General features: G+C 71.1%; 18 protein-coding genes. 6 read left to right on the top strand and 12 right to left on the bottom strand.

Annotated features, from left to right (window positions below; translation table 11 throughout):
• Positions 1-121: 121 nt before the first annotated feature.
• Positions 122-1,333, bottom strand: coding sequence for an epoxide hydrolase family protein (locus ADK57_RS14410; protein WP_053749826.1), 1,212 nt, complete (start codon positions 1,331-1,333; stop codon positions 122-124).
• A 124-nt stretch (positions 1,334-1,457) separates the two neighbouring features.
• Here ADK57_RS14410 and ADK57_RS14415 point away from each other — a divergent pair, with 124 nt between their 5' ends.
• Positions 1,458-1,940, top strand: a complete 483-nt coding sequence (locus ADK57_RS14415) for a VOC family protein (protein ID WP_053749827.1) — start codon at positions 1,458-1,460, stop codon at positions 1,938-1,940.
• Between the two features lie 24 nt (positions 1,941-1,964).
• On the opposite strand, the gene ADK57_RS14420 is transcribed toward ADK57_RS14415, so the two are convergent.
• Complete coding sequence (locus tag ADK57_RS14420) at positions 1,965-2,873, bottom strand: SGNH/GDSL hydrolase family protein (RefSeq protein ID WP_053749828.1); 909 nt, start codon at positions 2,871-2,873, stop codon at positions 1,965-1,967.
• Positions 2,874-3,199: 326 nt separating this feature from the next.
• Positions 3,200-4,207 carry a zinc-binding alcohol dehydrogenase family protein gene (locus ADK57_RS14425; RefSeq protein WP_199830578.1) on the bottom strand — a complete coding sequence of 336 codons (1,008 nt, stop codon included), beginning with the start codon at positions 4,205-4,207 and terminating at the stop codon, positions 3,200-3,202.
• 211 nt (positions 4,208-4,418) lie between these two features.
• Here ADK57_RS14425 and ADK57_RS14430 point away from each other — a divergent pair, with 211 nt between their 5' ends.
• On the top strand, positions 4,419-5,219 hold the full coding sequence (locus ADK57_RS14430; RefSeq protein WP_053749830.1) for a VOC family protein: 801 nt from the start codon (positions 4,419-4,421) through the stop codon (positions 5,217-5,219).
• A 31-nt stretch (positions 5,220-5,250) separates the two neighbouring features.
• Entirely contained in the window at positions 5,251-5,955 is a 705-nt protein-coding gene (locus ADK57_RS14435; protein ID WP_053749831.1) for a ribonuclease H family protein, read from the top strand.
• Positions 5,956-5,965: 10 nt separating this feature from the next.
• Here ADK57_RS14435 and ADK57_RS14440 read toward each other — a convergent pair whose 3' ends face one another.
• The 3 genes from ADK57_RS14440 to melC1 all read right to left on the bottom strand — a co-directional run bounded on the left by ADK57_RS14440 (position 5,966) and on the right by melC1 (position 7,743).
• Complete coding sequence (locus ADK57_RS14440) at positions 5,966-6,418, bottom strand: SRPBCC family protein (protein ID WP_053749832.1); 453 nt, start codon at positions 6,416-6,418, stop codon at positions 5,966-5,968.
• Positions 6,419-6,502: 84 nt separating this feature from the next.
• Positions 6,503-7,327, bottom strand: a complete 825-nt coding sequence (melC2, locus tag ADK57_RS14445) for a tyrosinase MelC2 (protein ID WP_053749833.1) — start codon at positions 7,325-7,327, stop codon at positions 6,503-6,505.
• Positions 7,328-7,359: 32 nt separating this feature from the next.
• Positions 7,360-7,743 (bottom strand): apotyrosinase chaperone MelC1, encoded by a 384-nt coding sequence (gene melC1 / locus ADK57_RS14450; protein ID WP_053749834.1) that lies wholly within the window; start codon positions 7,741-7,743, stop codon positions 7,360-7,362.
• Positions 7,744-8,086: 343 nt separating this feature from the next.
• Between melC1 and ADK57_RS14455 the strand changes: the two genes are divergently transcribed.
• Entirely contained in the window at positions 8,087-9,304 is a 1,218-nt protein-coding gene (locus tag ADK57_RS14455) for an FAD-dependent monooxygenase (protein ID WP_053749835.1), read from the top strand.
• A gap of 61 nt (positions 9,305-9,365) precedes the next feature.
• Here ADK57_RS14455 and ADK57_RS14460 read toward each other — a convergent pair whose 3' ends face one another.
• The gene (locus tag ADK57_RS14460) at positions 9,366-10,991 is read right to left on the bottom strand and encodes a cholesterol oxidase substrate-binding domain-containing protein (RefSeq protein WP_234390181.1); all 1,626 of its coding nucleotides are present in this window, start codon (positions 10,989-10,991) and stop codon (positions 9,366-9,368) included.
• 235 nt (positions 10,992-11,226) lie between these two features.
• Here ADK57_RS14460 and ADK57_RS14465 point away from each other — a divergent pair, with 235 nt between their 5' ends.
• Positions 11,227-12,210 carry an aldo/keto reductase gene (locus tag ADK57_RS14465; RefSeq protein WP_053749837.1) on the top strand — a complete coding sequence of 328 codons (984 nt, stop codon included), beginning with the start codon at positions 11,227-11,229 and terminating at the stop codon, positions 12,208-12,210.
• Between the two features lie 21 nt (positions 12,211-12,231).
• On the opposite strand, the gene ADK57_RS14470 is transcribed toward ADK57_RS14465, so the two are convergent.
• Both ADK57_RS14470 and ADK57_RS14475 read right to left on the bottom strand, forming a co-directional pair.
• Positions 12,232-12,573 (bottom strand): hypothetical protein, encoded by a 342-nt coding sequence (locus ADK57_RS14470; protein WP_053749838.1) that lies wholly within the window; start codon positions 12,571-12,573, stop codon positions 12,232-12,234.
• Positions 12,574-12,714: 141 nt separating this feature from the next.
• Positions 12,715-13,143, bottom strand: a complete 429-nt coding sequence (locus ADK57_RS14475) for a hypothetical protein (RefSeq protein WP_107091549.1) — start codon at positions 13,141-13,143, stop codon at positions 12,715-12,717.
• A 143-nt stretch (positions 13,144-13,286) separates the two neighbouring features.
• On the opposite strand from ADK57_RS14475, the gene ADK57_RS14480 reads away from it, so the two are divergent.
• Positions 13,287-13,787: a DUF6328 family protein gene (locus tag ADK57_RS14480; RefSeq protein WP_053749840.1), complete on the top strand. Its 501-nt coding sequence runs from the start codon at positions 13,287-13,289 to the stop codon at positions 13,785-13,787.
• A 24-nt stretch (positions 13,788-13,811) separates the two neighbouring features.
• On the opposite strand, the gene ADK57_RS14485 is transcribed toward ADK57_RS14480, so the two are convergent.
• The 3 genes from ADK57_RS14485 to ADK57_RS14495 form a co-directional block, all read right to left on the bottom strand.
• Positions 13,812-14,237, bottom strand: a complete 426-nt coding sequence (locus ADK57_RS14485) for an SsgA family sporulation/cell division regulator (protein ID WP_053749841.1) — start codon at positions 14,235-14,237, stop codon at positions 13,812-13,814.
• 62 nt (positions 14,238-14,299) lie between these two features.
• Positions 14,300-15,331, bottom strand: a complete 1,032-nt coding sequence (locus ADK57_RS14490) for a hypothetical protein (RefSeq protein ID WP_053749842.1) — start codon at positions 15,329-15,331, stop codon at positions 14,300-14,302.
• Positions 15,332-15,424: 93 nt separating this feature from the next.
• Positions 15,425-16,396, bottom strand: a complete 972-nt coding sequence (locus tag ADK57_RS14495) for an LLM class F420-dependent oxidoreductase (RefSeq protein ID WP_053749843.1) — start codon at positions 16,394-16,396, stop codon at positions 15,425-15,427.
• Positions 16,397-16,414 lie beyond the last annotated feature (18 nt).

The raw sequence follows: 16,414 nt of genomic DNA on the forward strand, positions 1-16,414 counted from the left end.
TGCCGTCGACTCCACTCTTGACCTCGGACGGTGCCGGGATGCGGATTCTCTGCCCGCGGCAGATTCGCTGAGGGCAGAGCGGGCGGTCAGCGTTCTCGTGTCGGTCGACGTTCCCCCCGCGTCAGCCGACGCCCTTCTCGCGCAGCTGCCGGAAGAAGGCGCGCACGTCCTCCACCAGCAGGTCGGGCTCCTCCATCGCCGCGAAGTGTCCGCCCCGGTCGAGTTCCGTCCAGCGCACGATGTTCTCCGTCCGCTCCGCCTTGTGACGCAGGGGGATCTGCGGGTCGCCCGGGAAGGACGCCACCGCGGTCGGGGCGGTCGAGGGCTCGTTCGGAGCGGCGATCCGGTCCCCGCTGGCGTGGGCACGCTCGTAATAGACCCGGGCGGACGAACCCGCCGTCCCCGTCAGCCAGTACAGCATCACGTTCGTCAGCATCTGGTCCCGGTCGACGGCTTCCTCGGGCAGCTCGTCGGAGTCCGTCCACTCCTGGAACTTCTCGACGATCCAGGCGAGTTGGCCGACGGGTGAGTCCGTGAGCGCGTACGAAAGAGTCTGCGGCCGGGTGGACTGCACGTGGAAGTAACCCGTCCCGTCCCGGAACCACTCGGCCCACCGGCGCCACGAGGTGAGCGTGCGCTCCCGCTCCTCGGGGCTCAGCGCCTCCAGCTCCTCGGTGGTCGGCTCGGTGGCCGCCTGTGCGCCGGGCAGCAGGTTGAGGTGGATGCCGATGACCCGGTCGGGGTGGACACGGCCCAGTTCGCGCGAGATCCCGGCGCCCCAGTCGCCGCCCTGCGCGCCGAATCGCTCGTAGCCGAGGCGGGTCATCAGCTCGACCCAGGCGTCGGCGATCCGGCGCGCCTCCCAGCCGGTCTCCCGGGTGGGCCCGGAGAACCCGAAGCCGGGAATGCTCGGCAGTACCACGTGGAAGGCGTCGGCGGGGTCACCGCCGTGAGCGGCCGGGTCCGTCAACGGTCCGACGACGTCGAGGAATTCGACGATCGACCCCGGCCAGCCGTGCGTGATGATCAGCGGGGTGGCGTCGGGCTCGGGGGAGCGGATGTGCGCGAAGTGCACGTGCGCGCCGTCGATCTCGGTCGTGAACTGCGGCCACTCGTTCAGCCGCGCCTCGGCCGCCCGCCAGTCGTACGCGTGCCGCCAGTGGCGCACCAGCTCGCGCAGGTAGTCCGACGGAACGCCGTATGCCCAGCCCACCCCCGGCAGCTCGTCCGGCCACCGGGTCGCATCGAGGCGGTAGTGGAGGTCGTCGAGGTCGCTCTGCGGTATGTCGATGCGGAAGGGCCGGATGCCGCTGTCGGCGCGCGATGACGTCATGGTCGCGATGCTAGTTCCGGTCGGTGCATCGGCCACCCGGATTGATCGGCCGCCCGGCCGATGAGTTCCGCGGCCAGAATCGGTCGACACAGGTGACCGTGTTCCACACGCCCAGGAGGTACGCATGACCACCGACGGATTCACCACGTGTCTCTGGTTCGACGGCCAGGCCGAGGAGGCCGCCCACTTCTACGTCTCGGTCTTCAAGAACTCCAGCGTCGGCAAGGTCGCGCACTACCCCGAGGGAGCGCCCCAGCCTGCCGGCACCGTGCTGACCGTGGAGTTCACGGCCAACGGCCACAAGTTCCTCGGGCTCAACGGCGGCCCCGAGTTCAAGTTCACCGAGGCGGTCTCCTTCATGATCTTCTGCCAGAACCAGGAGGAGGTCGACTACCACTGGACCAAGCTCACCGAGGGCGGCGGCGAGCCCGGCCCCTGCGGCTGGCTGAAGGACAGGTACGGCGTGTCCTGGCAGGTCGTCCCCGACCGCCTCATCGAGCTGACCACCGACCCGGACCGGGAGAAGGCGGCCCGCGCGACCAAGGCCATGATGGCGATGGGCAAGATCGACATCGCCGCCCTGGAGAAGGCGGCCGCGGGGGAGTGACCCCTATTCGCGGGGGAGTGACCCCTATTCGCCGAGGCTCTCGCCGACCACCCGCGTGATCTCCCGGGCGATGCGCAGGATGCCGGGGGAGCGGACCGGGCAGGGCTTCGGCGTGGCCGTCGTCGGGGCCAGACAGAAGTGCAGGTAGTCCTTGTCGAGGTGGAGGGCGGTACGGTCCCGGTCGGGCTGGGTGCAGTAGTCCGGGTGGTCGTGCTCGTAGGCGGTGCACGGCAGGTACTGGACCCAGGTCTGACGGGCACCGGCGGGGCTGACCGTCCCGCCCGCGTCGGCGACGAGGTCGCCCGAGGCGGCGGCCCGCTCCTCGTAGAGGCTGTTCACCCGCCGCACGCGCTCGGGGGTCATCGGGTCCGGGCCCTGCAGCACCCACACGATCCGCGGCCGCTTCGACCCGCCGGCCACGGTGATCTGCTCGGTGAGCCGCTCGGCGTCGGCGGTGTACCGGTCGAAGTACTCGGTGGGCGAGGCGTCGTGGGTGATCCCGTCCATGCACCAGGTGTAGCCCCAGGCGTTGCCCCAGAACTGCAGGACCACGTAGTCCGGGTGCAGCGACCGCACCAGGGCGGCCGCCTTGTCCCGGTCCGGTACGAGCGACCGCGCCCCGGTGCCCTCCAGGTAGTCGCACAACGTGGTCCCCGAATAGGGGGCGCTCGTGTACCGCGCGCCCAGGTCCCGGGTCAGCTGCTGCCCGAGCACCCGCTGGTTCTCCATCGCGAGGGAGTCGCCCAGGTACAGCACGGTGGGCGCCTTCGCCGGGGCACGCGGCGAGGCGACCGGCCGCCGGTGCTCGGTGACGGGGGACGAGGCCGGTACGCCGGGGGCGGGCGGCGCATCCTCCGGACCCGACGACGGATCCGTGCACGCGCCGAGCAGCAGCCCGACCAGCAGCACCCCCACGACCCACACCCTGCGCATGCGACCACTCCCGCCCCGGTCGGCGAAACGGCTCCCCAGGCAAGCACAGCCGGACACAGGGCGGAAGACCCACGACCGGCCAACAGCCGACCCAGATGGTCCGCTTGCTCGCGCAGTTGCCACGATGGCGAGATTGCGGGCCCGGGCGCTTGCGGAATCGGCCTGCGCGGCGGCGATCGTCACCTCGTCGGCCCGGCAGCCGTACCTCAGATGTCAGGGGACGGAGACGGGGCGGCGAGGAGTGCACGGACCACCGCCCGCGCTCCCCGCCGACGACAAGGACCGCCGCCCAGGCTGCCCGGCACGCCCCCCGCGGACCAGCCGGTTCAGCGCGGGTCGTTCACCAGCACCGCCGCCCCGTCGAAGCGACCGGCCTTGAGGTCCCGCAGCGCCTCGTCGGCCCGCGACAGGGGATAGGTGTGCGTGGTGGCGCGCACGCCGTACCGCGCGGCGCGGGCCAGGAACTCGCGCCCGTCCTCGCGCGTGTTGGAGGTGACGCTGCGCAGCTCCTTCTCGTAGAACAGCTCGCTCTCGTAACGCAGTGGCGGGATGTCGGTCAGATGGATCCCGGCGACCGCGAGGACCCCGCCCCGGTCCAGGGCCCGCAGCGCGACCGGCACCAGATCGCCGACCGGCGCGAACAGGATCGCGCTGTCCAGCGGCTCGGGCGGCTGGGCGTACGCCTCCTGCGCGGAGGCGGCTCCGAGGGCCAGCGCCAGCCGCCGCGCGTCGGCGCCCCGTGTCATGACGTGCACGGAGGCACCCTCGGCCAGCGCGACCTGCGCGCACAGGTGGGCGCTGCCCCCGAAGCCGTACAGCCCGAGGCGTCCGCCCGGCGGCGGTGCCGCCCGCCGCAGCGCGCGGTATCCGATGATCCCCGCGCACAGCAGGGGCGCCGCGGACACGTCGTCCAGGCCGTCGGGCAGCCGGTAGGCGAAGGCGCCGGGCACGGTCGTGTACTCCGCGTAACCGCCGTCGGCGTCCCAGCCCGTGTACCGCGAGGCCGGACACAGGTTCTCGGCCCCGCGCAGGCAGTGGGCGCAGGTGCCGTCGGTGCGGCGCAGCCACGCCGCGCCCACCCTGTCCCCGGGGGCGAAGCCGCGCACCGCCGCCCCGAGGCCCGCCACCGCACCGACGACCTCGTGCCCGGGCGTCACCCCGGGTCGGCGCACCGGCAGGTCGCCCTCGGTGACGTGGAGATCGGTACGGCACACCCCGCACGCGCGCACACGCAGGAGCAGCTCGTCCTCCCCGGGCACCGGCACCGGTTTCCCGGCGAACCGGAGAGGCCCTCCCTCGACCGGTCCCGGGGCCACCACGGACCACGCTCGCATCGTTCCGTCCGTCATATCGCTCCCCGTCCCGCCGAAGATCTCGTGGGGTCTGTCGAAAGCCGACCTCTTCTGTCCAGTGTGAAACGGTCCGGACCGTTCGACGCGCGGTCCGGCGAACCGGTGGCTAGCGTGAGGAAACGGACCACGGAAACGGACCACGGAAACGGACCACGGAAACGGACCACCCACCGAATCGGAGAGGGCCGCAGTCATGGCCGTACAACCTGAGGGAACCCCCTGCTGGGCCGATGCGATGTTCAAGGACGTCGAGGGAGCCAAGAGCTTCTACGGCGACGTCCTGGGCTGGACCTTCGGCGAGGCGTCGTCGGAGTACGGCAACTACACGCAGGCCTACGCCGACGGGAAGGCGGTCGCCGCCGTCGTACCGCCGATGTCCGGTCAGGAGGGGCATTCGCAGTGGTGCCTGTACTTCGCGTCGCCGGACGCCGCCGCCACCGCCGGCCGGATCCGTGAGAACGGCGGCGAGGTGGTGATGGAGCCGATGCAGGTCGGCGACTTCGGCACCATGTGCCTGGGCCGCGACCCCAGCGGCGTCGTCTTCGGCGTCTGGCAGGCCGGCGTCCACGAGGGGTTCGAGGCGCCGCCCGAGCAGCCGGGCGCGTTCTGCTGGGCCGAGGTCTTCACCCGTGAGCCCGAGAAGTCGGACGCGTTCTTCCCGGCCGTCTTCCCGTACACCGCGAAGCAGATGCAGGACGACGCGGTCGACTTCCGCATGTTCGAGGTCGACGGCAACACGGTGCTGGGCCGGATGACGATGGGGGACGAGTTCCCGCCCGAGGTGCCGCCGTACATCAACGTCTACTTCACCGTCGACGACTGCGACGACGCCGTCGCCAGGGCCACCAAGCTCGGCGGCGTCCTCAGGTTCGGCCCGATGGACACCCCGTTCGGCCGCTTCGCCGCTCTCAGCGACCCGCAGGGCGCGAGCTTCTCGGTGATCGACGTCACGACGACTTCAGGAGAGATGCCGCAGGTCGCGGACGTCTCCTGAGTACCGTCCGAACGCCCCGCGCGGCCGTGGCATGATCGAGCGCATGCGTGAACGTGTTGTGGCCGCGTGCGACGGGGCTTCGAAGGGAAACCCGGGACCGGCGGGCTGGGCCTGGGTGGTTGCGGACGAAACGGGGACCCCGGCCCGGTGGGAGGCGGGGCCGCTCGGCAAGGCCACCAACAACGTCGCCGAACTGACCGCGCTGGAGCGCCTGTTGGCGTCGACCGACGCGGACGTACCGCTCGAGATCCGGATGGACTCGCAGTACGCCATGAAGGCTGTCACCACCTGGCTGCCCGGCTGGAAGCGCAACGGCTGGAAGACCTCCGCCGGAAAGCCGGTCGCCAACCAGGATCTGGTCGTGCGTATCGACGAACTCCTCGACGGCCGCTCGGTCGAGTTCCGCTATGTGCCCGCCCACCAGGTCGACGGCGACCGGCTCAACGACTTCGCCGACCGCGCCGCCAGCCAGGCGGCGACCGTGCAGGAGCCCGCGGGCAGCGGTCTCGGTTCGCCGGAGCCGCCGCCCGCACCGGACACGCCGCCGACCCGCACTCCGCGCAAGCGGTCCGGTGGGGCCAAGGCGTCCGGCGGGAGCGGCGGCTCCGCACGGACCATCAAGGCGAAGTTCCCCGGCCGCTGCGTCTGCGGACGCCCGTATGCGGCCGGGGAACCCATCGCCAAGAACGATCAGGGCTGGGGCCATCCGGAGTGCCGTACGGCTGCTGCCGGATAGCGCGCGGTGGTCACACGACCACGCCGCGCCATTCCCCGCTCTCCTGGCCGCGCTCCTCGATGTACTTCTTGAAGCGCTCCAGGTCGCCCTTGGTCTGCCGCTTCACGAAGCCGAGCTTGTCGCCGACCTTCTCGGTGACGCTGTCCGGATGGAAGTCCATCTGGAGCATCACCTTGGTGTGCTGGTCGTCGAGCCGGTGGAAGGTCACCGCACCGGCCTGCTGGGCTTCGCCCGCGATCGTGGTCCAGGCGACCCGCTCGTCCGGGATCTGTTCCGTGATCTCCGCGTCGAACTCCCGGTGGACCCCGTTCACGTTGGTCACCCAGTGGGTGAGCGTGTCCGTGCGCTGTTCGATGTGCTCCACCCCGCTCATGAACTCGGGGAAGGTCTCGAACTGCGTCCACTGGTTGTACGCCGTGTGCACGGGGACACCGACCTCGATGGATTCCTCGACCTGCGACACAGGTCATCGCCTCCTTCGTCTCGTCGGGTTGGTCCGGCGCGGGTACCCGTGACCTGCGGAGCAAACCCCGGAAACCGGCGGCCGTCAGTCGGTGTCGAAGGTGTAATGGGCGGTGTGGTCCAGCAGGTCGGCGGGACGCGTGTCGTTCCAGGGCTTCATGGTCTCGCCGAGGTCGACCACGTCCGGCGTCCCGGCGGCCGGCAGGTAACCGGCCCCCGGGTACCGGCGCTGCCACTCGGCCCACAGCTTGTCGACGTACGCGTGGTGCAGCCAGAACACCGGATCGTTGGGGGAGACCCCGGTGGCCATCTGCCCGCCGACCCAGACATGGACCCTGTTGTGCAGGTTGACGCCCCTCCAGCCCTCCAGGTGGTTGCGGAAGCCGTCCGACGCGCTGTTCCAAGGCGCCATGTCGTACGTGGGTATGGACAGGACGGACTCCACCTCGGCCCGCGTCGGCAGCTCCCGCACACCGGTGCCGAGCGAACGCCGAAGAAACGTACGGCCGTCGATGCGCACGCTGATCGGCCAGTTGCCGGCGTCGGCGGCGAACGGACCGTCCGTCACCCGGCCGTCCCTACTGCGCCCGGTGCCGCCGAGGAAGTCGGGCGCCCACAGCGAGGCCCGCGCCGAGCGGTCGCTGCTCCAGTCCCAGTACGGCAGCGCGACCGACGCGTCCACCGACTGCAGGGCGCGTTCGAACTCCAGAAGGAATCTGCGGTGCCAGGGCAGGAACGACGGCGAACGGTGGCCGGTGCGTTCGCCGTTGTCGGTGTCACCGACGATGAAGGCGTTGTGCGTGGTGACGAAGGTGTCGTAGCGGCCACTGCGCTTGAGCTCCAGGACGGCGGCGACGAAACGGCGCTTCTCGTCGGCGGTCAGGCTCGCCTGGTTCTTGCGGACGGTCATGTGCGGGTCTCCCAACGAGCGGGTGGATCAGATCAGTTGGCGGGGAACGGCAGGAGCGCGGCGCCCTGCAGTTCGTCCACCGCGGCACGGGCGGCGGCCCGCGGGGTGGCCACCGGGTCGTAGTGGCTGACGACGCTGATCCAGCTGCCGTCGGCGTTGCGCATCACGTGCAGCTCCACCGTGTCGATGAACACGGCGTATCCGGTGCCGTGGTGGTGACCGCCTCCGGCGGTGGGCCGGCCCTGTATCCGGCGCCCCCTGTAGACCTCGTCGAAGGACGCAGCGGAATCCTGGTGACGGTCGGCGGCGGACGCGCCCGGTGCGGTGATCACCGGGGCTCCGGCCCCCGCGGCGAGGGCCCCCGCGGCGAGGGCCGCCGCGGCGGTGAGCGCGCGGCGACGGCTGAGTTCAGGCATGCGGGACCTCCTGGGGTGTCTTCGGTTGACGACCCCGCATGCCTATCGGCCTGGTCGAGAGCCGGAGAAATCCCCCGCGGCCGGTTGGCTGCGATCCGGACAATTACCAAGATGTCGTGCAGAGTTGAACGAAGTTGATCTTGCCGCGGAGAAGGCCCGTCGTTCCCCGGAAGGGGGAATTCCTTCTCTCGGGAGCGGCGATTCCGGTGGTCCTTCGCGGCGGGGTGCGCGCCCTGTGGCCTGTCTCACCTGCGAAAAGTGACGCGAACCGGAAGGTCTCGGGAGTGCGCCAGGCTCCTGCTACTGTGCGTTGCCAGTTGACCGCTCTGGGTAATTTCTAGGGGTGCGCGTGAAGGTCGCCTGCGTCGGCGGCGGGCCCGCCGGCCTGTATCTCTCGATCCTGCTGAAACGACGGGACCCGTCCCACGACATCACGGTCCACGAACGGAATCCCGAGGGCTCGACCTACGGCTGGGGCGTGACGTACTGGCGGGGACTGCTGGACAGGCTCCGTGAATACGACCCCGAGTCGGCCCGCGCCCTGGAGGAGCACTCGGTCCGCTGGAGCGAAGGCGTCGCGCACGTGCGGGACCTGGCGACCCGGCACAAAGGTGACGAGGCCTTCGGCATCGGCCGCCACCGCCTGCTGGAGATCCTCGCCGGACGAGCCCGCTCCCTCGGCGTACGGCTGGAGTTCGATCAGGGGATCACGGACCGGAACCTTCCCGCCGCCGACCTGGTCGTGGCGGCCGACGGCGTGCACAGCACGCTCCGCACCCGCCACGCGGACCACTTCGGCACGGAGGTCAGGACCGGCCTCAACCGGTACATCTGGCTCGGCACCACCAAGGTCTTCGACGCCTTCACCTTCGCGTTCGTCGAGACCGACCACGGCTGGATCTGGTGCTACGGCTACGCCTTCGACCCCGAGCGCAGCACCTGTGTCGTCGAGTGCGCGCCGCAGACATGGGCCGGCCTCGGCCTCGACGAGGCGAACGAGCCCGACGGACTGGCCCTCCTGGAGAAGCTCTTCGCCGACGTACTGGACGGCCACCCCCTCATCGGGCGCTCCTCGGCCCAGGCCGGCGCCCAGTGGCTGAACTTCCGCACGCTCACCAACCGCACCTGGCACCGCGACAACCTCGTCCTGCTCGGCGACGCGGCCCACACCACGCACTACTCCGTCGGCGCCGGCACCACCCTCGCCCTGGAGGACGCCATCGCCCTGGCCGACGCCCTCGGCGAACACTCCGCCCTGCCGCAGGCCCTCGCCCGTTACGAGCAGCAACGCAAGTCCGAGCTCCTGTCGATCCAGAGCGCGGCCCGCTACAGCGCCCAGTGGTACGAGAACCTGCCGCGCTACATCCACCTCCCCCCGGACCGGATGTTCGCCCTGCTCGGCCAGCGCCACTCACCCCTGCTGCCCTACGTCCCGCCCCAGCTGTACTACCGGATCGACCGGGCGGCCGGACAGCTGGAGGCACTGCGCAGGTTCAAGCGCTGGCTCGGACCGAAGGTGGCGCGGACCGTCCACGCGCGGGCGCTGGCGTCACGCAAGTAGCGCCGGTCACGCAAGTAGCGCCGGTCACGCAAGTGGAGCCGGTCACGCAGGTGGCGCCGCTCTACCGGAACAGCCGGTCGAGGAAGGCGTTGGCGAAGACGCGGTGCGGATCGAGGCGGTCGAGTGTGCCGGCCGCCTGCCCCCACACGCTCTCGCCGAACGAGGTGGGCACCACCGTCCCCAGCACCTCCTCGTCGCTCCACACGGCCTCGTCGGTGTACGCCCACCCCTTGGACCACTCGACCCGGGTGAGGGCGTGTCCGCCGTCGTACGTGTCCAGCAGGAACCGCTCGATCTCGCGCAGGAACATCTCGGCGTACGGCGTGCCGGGCAGCGTCAGCACGTCCAGCCACACGGCCGTGTCCCACTCGGGGTGCTCCTCGCTCGGCCGCAGCGCGGACAGCAGCGGGGCACGGGCGCCCTCCGACTCGACGTCGGCAGGGTCGTCGAGGCCGGTCACCCGGATCTCGACGGTGCCGTTGACCGGGAAGCGGCCCCGGGCCGCGTACTCCGTGAGCCGCTCCCGGTAGTAGGCGGTGAACTCGGCGACGACACGCTGCACCTGGTCCCTGGTGGTGACCACCGCGTACCCGTTCGCGGTCACGCGGAGCGTGGTGGGCTTGAGGTAGAGCAGCGTGTTCTTGGAGGGCCCCCAGATGTCGGCGGACAGCGTGGTCACGAGGCCGAGCGCCGCCGTGTCGTACTGAGCGTTGCCGAGCACCGGGGCCAGATACCAGGCCGCGTCGGAGACCATCCGCCCGGCCAGGTCCGCCACCAGGGTCGGGACGTTGTCGGAGAACGGGTAGTTGTACGGCGACGTCACGTGCCGCGAGGTGAGCGGCCGGGTGGGGGAGACGCTCCACACCTTCAGCCACGGGAACTCGGTGAAGGCGAACCAGATCGCCTCCACCCGCCCGGATTCCGCCAGGAAGCTCGCGAAGGTCCGACCGTCCTCGCCGGGTGCCGCGAACAGCTCGCCCGCCGGGATGTCCACCCGGCTCACACACCGCAGGTTGGTGTTCGCGCCCACCCGCAGCACCACCTCGATGACGAGGGCCCGCCCGAGATGGGTGAGGAGCGCGGCGCAGTCGGCCTCGTCGCGGCGGAACGTCCGCAGGACATAGGTACTGCTGTCCTCGTCCCACACCACCGCCGTCAGCGACAGCACCAGATTGCTCAGCGAGCCGTACGTGTGCCCGGCCGGCGGCCGCTCGTCCTCGGCCGGTACGGCGGTTCCGTGCGCGTCGATCGCCAGGGCGCCGCCCAGGGTGAGGTCGCCGGGTGCGGGTGCGGCCGTCACACCGAGGCCGTGCTCCTCCAGGAAGGTGAGCAGGGCCTCCAGCGTGACGCCCGTGCCGGCGCGGACGGACGAGGCGGACTCCAGGGCCAGGCCGGTGAGACGGGTGGCGGTGTCGACGAGGAGAACCCGCGCGTCCGACGCCGTCCCGTCCGGAACGGTCAGCGGCGACCAGCCGTGCGAGGAACCACGGGCGCGCACCGTCCAGCCGTGCCGCCAGGCCCAGTTGACGACGGCGACGGCCTGCTCGCCGTCCTCCGGGGCACAGGCCCACAGCCCGTCGGCGGTGATCTCGCCGACCCAGTTCCGGTACGCCGATCGGTACAGGGCGACGTCGGCCGGGAAATCCGGCAACTCCTGGGCCGCGACCACCGGATCGGCGGCCACCATGACGGGTACGACGGCCAGCGCGGCGGCGGAGCGGAGGAAGCCGCGGCGGCTCCAGGACGAGTCATCCGGCGGGAAGTTGCTTACTGAACGATCAGTCACGGGATCACGCTAGGGGGCGGTTGACACGTGCATGCCTTCCACCCCGTCCAATCACTCGTGTGGGTGAAAGACTCACCGGTGACCTGCTGGAGCGGCCGGTTCCGCGCGGGGTGGAGGCGGGTGACAGACTGACGCCATGGACGAGCGCACATTCGGTAGGTCGCAACAGCACGCATCCGTCGTCGGTCTCGGCACCTGGCAGCTGGGTGCCGACTGGGGAGACGTCGACGACAAGGAAGCCCTGACGGTTCTGGAGGCGGCGGCCGAGTCGGGGGTCACCTTCTTCGACACGGCCGACGTGTACGGCGACGGGCGCAGCGAGCAGACCATCGCCGCCTTCCTGAGCGGCCGGCCCGACCTGCACGTGCTGGTCGCGACGAAGATGGGCCGCCGCGTCGACCAGATCCCGGAGAACTACGTCCTGGACAACTTCCGGGCGTGGAACGACCGTTCCCGGCGCAACCTCGGCGTCGACCGCCTCGACCTGGTCCAGCTGCACTGCCCGCCCACGCCCGTGTACTCCACGGACGAGGTGTTCGACGCCCTGGACACGCTGGTCGAGGAGGAGCGCATCGCCGCCTACGGCGTCAGCGTGGAGACCTGCGCGGAGGCACTGACCGCGATCGCCCGGCCGGGCGTGGCGAGCGTCCAGATCATCCTGAACCCGTTCCGCATGAAGCCCCTCGCCGAGGTGCTGCCCGCGGCCCGGGAGGCCGGCGTCGGCATCATCGCCCGCGTCCCGCTCGCGTCGGGCCTGCTGTCCGGCAAGTACACCAAGGACACCGTCTTCCCCGAGAACGACCACCGCACCTACAACCGGCACGGCGAGTCCTTCGACCAGGGCGAGACCTTCTCCGGCGTGGACTACGCGACCGGCGTCGAGGCGGCCGCCGAGTTCGCCGCGCTCGCCCCCGAGGGGTACACCCCGGCCCAGTTGGCGCTGCGCTGGATCGTCCAGCAGCCCGGCGTGACCAGCGTGATCCCCGGCGCCCGCTCGCCCGAGCAGGCCCGCGCCAACGCGGCCGCCGCCAGGCTGCCGGAACTGCCCGAGGCGACACTCACCGCGATCCGCGAGCTGTACGACCGACGGATCAAGGGCCAGGTGGAAGCCCGCTGGTAGACCACTCGGCCTCCGGCCGGGTCAGGGTGTGAGGAGCAGCTGACGTTCCTGCTCCTGGTCGCCGGACGCGGTCCCCTGGTCGTGCGCGGAGAAGGCGCGGGCGAGGGTGTCGCTCGCCTTCTCGACGGCCTCCGGTGTGCCCTGCACGGTGACCGTGACCGGCGCCGACAGGTGACCGGCGCTCTCCTGAGGGGAGCCGCCCTCCCCGGCGGCGAACGTGGCCGTGTGGACGGTGGCGTTCGCGTCGGCGGGCGGCTCGTCGGGGGCGCCGAAGGCAGGCTCCAGGGCCTGTACGACCTTCTGCGCATCGGCGGTGCTGCCGCCGGAGACCGTGACAGTGAGTTCGGTGCCGGGCGTGGTCAAAGGGACTCCTCGAGTGATCGGCGTCTGGGGGCGGGGCGGGACGGCTGATGCGGGTGCACCGCACGTTCAACGGCCGCTCGTGCTCCGTGTAACCGCCCGGTGATCGCTGAAACAGCCGCCCGCCCCGGCCGGGGCCGCCCCTCAGAGGCGGCCGCCGGTCAGCCGGGTGACCGGCCCGTACGCGTGGCGCTCCGCCCGGCGGCCCGCCGCGAAGGACGCGGCGCCCAGCGCGGTCAGGCCCGCCCCGACACCCGCGGCGACGAGCTTGCGCTGGCTGAGCACCGTCCATGCCGTCTTCGCGCCGGCCGCTACCTGGCCCGAGGCCGAGACGACCGCCTGTCGGCCGACCTCGACGCTCCTGGCCGCCGTGTGCGCGGCCGCGCTGGTCGCGTCGGCCGCCCGCTGCGCGCCGGCCTTCGCGGCCGACGCCGCCTCGTCGGTCTTCGTGGCCGCCTCCCGTGCGGTCTGCGCCGCCGGGGCCGTCGCCTTGTCCGCGCTCTGCCGTGCCTTGCCCGCGGCGGCCGAGGCGGTTGCTGTCTTCTTGCTCGTGTCCTTGTCCGATTCCGTCATGGGGTCCGGATTGCCGTTCGACCGCATCGCAAACACGTTCCGTCACGGACGTTTCCTCCGCGGCCGCCACCGGTCAGAAACGCGCGAAACAGGGAACCCGGTGCACAGGAGCCAAGCGGGGTTCGATCGGTCAGGGAGGAAGCTTGTCCGCCACGGGAAGCGCAGCAGACACGAGCAACACCGGGCGCAACGAGACCGAGGAGGAGAGAGCCGACCGGAAGTGGGCGGAGCTCATCCAGGAGGTCAGGGTCGCCCAGACGGGCGTGCAGATCCTCTTCGGCTTCCTGCTCACCGTCGTGTTCACCCCGAGGTACGTGGATCTCACGAGCACGGACAAGAACATCTACATCGTCACGGTCGTCCTGGGCGCCGCCGCCACCGGCGCGCTGATCGGCCCGGTGTCCCTGCACCGCCTGGTGTCGGGGCGCAGGGTCAAACCGCAGGCGGTGGAGTGGGCCTCCCGGCTGACCTTCGTCGGCCTCGTGCTGCTGCTCGCCACCATGACGGCCGCCCTCCTGCTGATCCTCCGGGTCGCGACCCACGACGGATACGTGCCCTGGCTGGTCGCGGGAGTGGTCGCCTGGTACCTGCTGTGCTGGTTCGTCGTACCGATGCTGACGCGCCGCCGCCACACGACGAAGTGACGGCGGCCGACGCGTGCGCCCGGATCAGCTCCCCGCGATGACGTCCTGCAGGAAGTCGTCGATCCGCACCTCTTCCCGCCCCGGCGCCACCACCTCGTGGGTCTCCCGCAGGAAGGTCGCGAGCGCCGGAGCCCAGGCGAAGACCACCGCACGCTGGCGGCCTCCGTCGGGGCGGGCGTCTCCGAGGAACTCAAGGCACAGTTCCTCCCACACCCCGGTGGAGACGGGACGCATGCGCACATCACCGACCCCGACCGGGCGGCCCAGTCCGTCCATGAGCATCTCCCGGTCCAGCCGCCACCGCGCCAGCACCCGGCCGTCATGGCTGAACACCACGGTGACGGCGAACGGGTCCGCCGCGTCGTAGCTCAGATGCGCGAGCACCGGGAAGCGGTCCGTGCCGCCCGCCTGGAGCTGCACGACGAGCGTCTTGTGCACGAAGGAGTTCACGAGAGGGCCTCCGGAAGGAACAGTCGTAGAGCCCTCTAGTACCCCCGTCCTGCACAAGATGCTCAGCCTTCCGGGTGATTCCCGCGCGACCCGCGCAGGGCCGTGATGCAGGTGGCGATGGCGCTCTGGAGATCCTCCAGGCGCTGGACCATGTCGTCCTCGTAGAACTCCTGGGCGTCGTCGAAGGTGAGCTCCTCGAACACCTTCGTGGCCCTCTGCAGGCTGCTGTAGAACTTCGTCCGCCGTTCCTGGACGCGCAGTTCGGGATCGGCCTCCACGGCCTCGACGACGAGCGACTTCATGGTGTCGTACGCCTCGGTCGCCCACTCGCCGGTGTCCTCGTCCTCCTCCAGCTCGTCGAGGAGCGACAGATGCCGTTCGGCCTCCTGGCGGAGGTCGACGGGCGCGTCGATCGTCTGTCCGGCGGGGGTCTTGACCTGGCCGGACTCGGCGATCTGGCGCACGTACCCGATCCGGTCGGCCGCCCGGCTCTCGGTGGCGACGGCCTTCTTCAGGTCGTCGGTGCGTACGACGTCACGCGCCAACTCGGCCTGGAGTTCCGGGTCCTCCCGCAGCCGGTCCAGTAGCGCGCTGCGGGCCGCGCGGGCGGTGGAGGGGTCGGCGAGGATCGCGGCGCGCAGCGCGGTCGGGTTCTCGGCGACCTCCAGCGCCTTGGTCGGGCGAATGCCCTCGGCCTCGGCGGCCTCCGCGATGGCGGTGCCGCGCTCGGAGGTGGCGCTGGAGCGGGAGACGTAGTAGCCGAGCCACACGTCGGCGTCCGGCAGTTCGACCTCCTGGCCCGGCGCCAGCGCCTCGAAGTGCGGGACGAGACCGTCGTCGGCGGCCCGGTCCCACGCCTTGTAGTAGCGCATGACACGCTCGGGCGAGCAGCCGGCGAGTTCGGCGAACTCCTTCGCCGACACCTTCGGCGTCTCGTCCGCGCTCTGGCCGCCGGGGCGCACGCTGCGCGCCACCATCAGGCCGAAGGCCCAGCCTCCGGTCCGCGCGTAGACGCCGAACTCGCGGGCGTCCCGCGCCACGAGGTCGGACAGGGGCACGGGGGACGTCTCGGACGGGACGATCGCAAGGGTCACGGGTGATTCTCCTGGGCAGGCTGGTCGGACCGCACAATGTGCAGCTCGGAAGCCTATTGCACTCCCCGGTGCCGCCCGGTGGCCCAGGCCCGGTCAATCGAACGCGTCGTGCAGCGCCGGCAGCAGGGTCTTCTCCGCCCAGTCGAGATACGCGGGCTGCGACTCCCCGCCGATCTGCACCAGCGCGATCTCGGTGAAACCGGCCTCCGCGTAAGGGCGTACCGCCTCGACGAAGTCCTCGGGATCGTCGCCGCACGGGATGGACGCGGCGACGTCGTCGGGCGTGACGAACTGCGTGGCCGACTCGAACGAATCGGGGTGCGGCAACTCGGAGTTGACCTTCCAGCCGTTGCCGAACCAGCGGAACTGGGAGTGGGCGCGCTTGACGGCCGCGTCCCGGTCCGGGTCGTGGCAGACCGGCAGCTGGCCCACGCGCGGCTTGCCCGCGCCGCCGTGCCGGTCGAAGGCGTCGAGCAGCCCCGCCTCGGGCTCGGTGGCGATGACCAGGTCGGCCAGCCGGCCCGCGAGGGAGCAGGACTGCTCGCCGGAGACGGCGATGCCGATCGGCGGCGGCTGGTCGGGCAGGTCCCACAGCCGGGCCGACTCGACGTCGAAGTGCGGCCCGCGGTGGTTCACATGGCCGCCCCCGAAGAGCGCGCGGATGATCTCCACCGCCTCTTCGAGCATCTCGTGCCGCACGTCGACGGACGGCCAACCGCCGCCCACCACATGCTCGTTGAGGTTCTCGCCCGAGCCGAGCCCCAGCCGGAACCGGCCCTGCGACAGCAACTGCATCGTCGCGGCCTTCTGCGCCACCACCGCCGGGTGGTAGCGGACGGTGGGACACGTGACGTACGTCATCAGCGGAATGCGCGAGGTCGCCTGGGCGGCGGCCCCCAGCACACTCCACGCGTACGGCGAGTGACCCTGCGAACGCAGCCACGGAAAGTAGTGGTCCGAGGTCACCGAGAAGTCGTAGCCCGCCTCCTCGGCCCGCACCACATGGTCGACGAGCTCGCGGGGGCCGGCCTGCTCGGTCATCATCGTGTAGCCGATTTGCACCATAAGGGCTGGGTCCCCGGT

Source organism: Streptomyces sp. MMG1533, assembly GCF_001279775.1.
Lineage (GTDB): Bacteria > Actinomycetota > Actinomycetes > Streptomycetales > Streptomycetaceae > Streptomyces.

Bases quoted from the DNA above. Each gene is read 5' to 3' on its own strand.
- ADK57_RS14420 (WP_053749828.1), bottom strand. From the start codon at position 2,873: ATGCGCAGGGTGTGGGTCGTGGGGGTGCTGCTGGTCGGGCTGCTGCTC.
- ADK57_RS14415 (WP_053749827.1), top strand. From the start codon at position 1,458: ATGACCACCGACGGATTCACCACGTGTCTCTGGTTCGACGGCCAGGCC.
- ADK57_RS14460 (WP_234390181.1), bottom strand. From the start codon at position 10,991: ATGGTGGCCGCCGATCCGGTGGTCGCGGCCCAGGAGTTGCCGGATTTC.
- ADK57_RS14475 (WP_107091549.1), bottom strand. From the start codon at position 13,143: ATGACGGAATCGGACAAGGACACGAGCAAGAAGACAGCAACCGCCTCG.
- ADK57_RS14435 (WP_053749831.1), top strand. From the start codon at position 5,251: ATGATCGAGCGCATGCGTGAACGTGTTGTGGCCGCGTGCGACGGGGCT.
- ADK57_RS14465 (WP_053749837.1), top strand. From the start codon at position 11,227: ATGGACGAGCGCACATTCGGTAGGTCGCAACAGCACGCATCCGTCGTC.
- ADK57_RS14495 (WP_053749843.1), bottom strand. From the start codon at position 16,396: ATGGTGCAAATCGGCTACACGATGATGACCGAGCAGGCCGGCCCCCGC.
- melC2 (WP_053749833.1), bottom strand. From the start codon at position 7,327: ATGACCGTCCGCAAGAACCAGGCGAGCCTGACCGCCGACGAGAAGCGC.
- ADK57_RS14425 (WP_199830578.1), bottom strand. From the start codon at position 4,207: ATGCGAGCGTGGTCCGTGGTGGCCCCGGGACCGGTCGAGGGAGGGCCT.
- ADK57_RS14430 (WP_053749830.1), top strand. From the start codon at position 4,419: ATGGCCGTACAACCTGAGGGAACCCCCTGCTGGGCCGATGCGATGTTC.
- ADK57_RS14410 (WP_053749826.1), bottom strand. From the start codon at position 1,333: ATGACGTCATCGCGCGCCGACAGCGGCATCCGGCCCTTCCGCATCGAC.
- melC1 (WP_053749834.1), bottom strand. From the start codon at position 7,743: ATGCCTGAACTCAGCCGTCGCCGCGCGCTCACCGCCGCGGCGGCCCTC.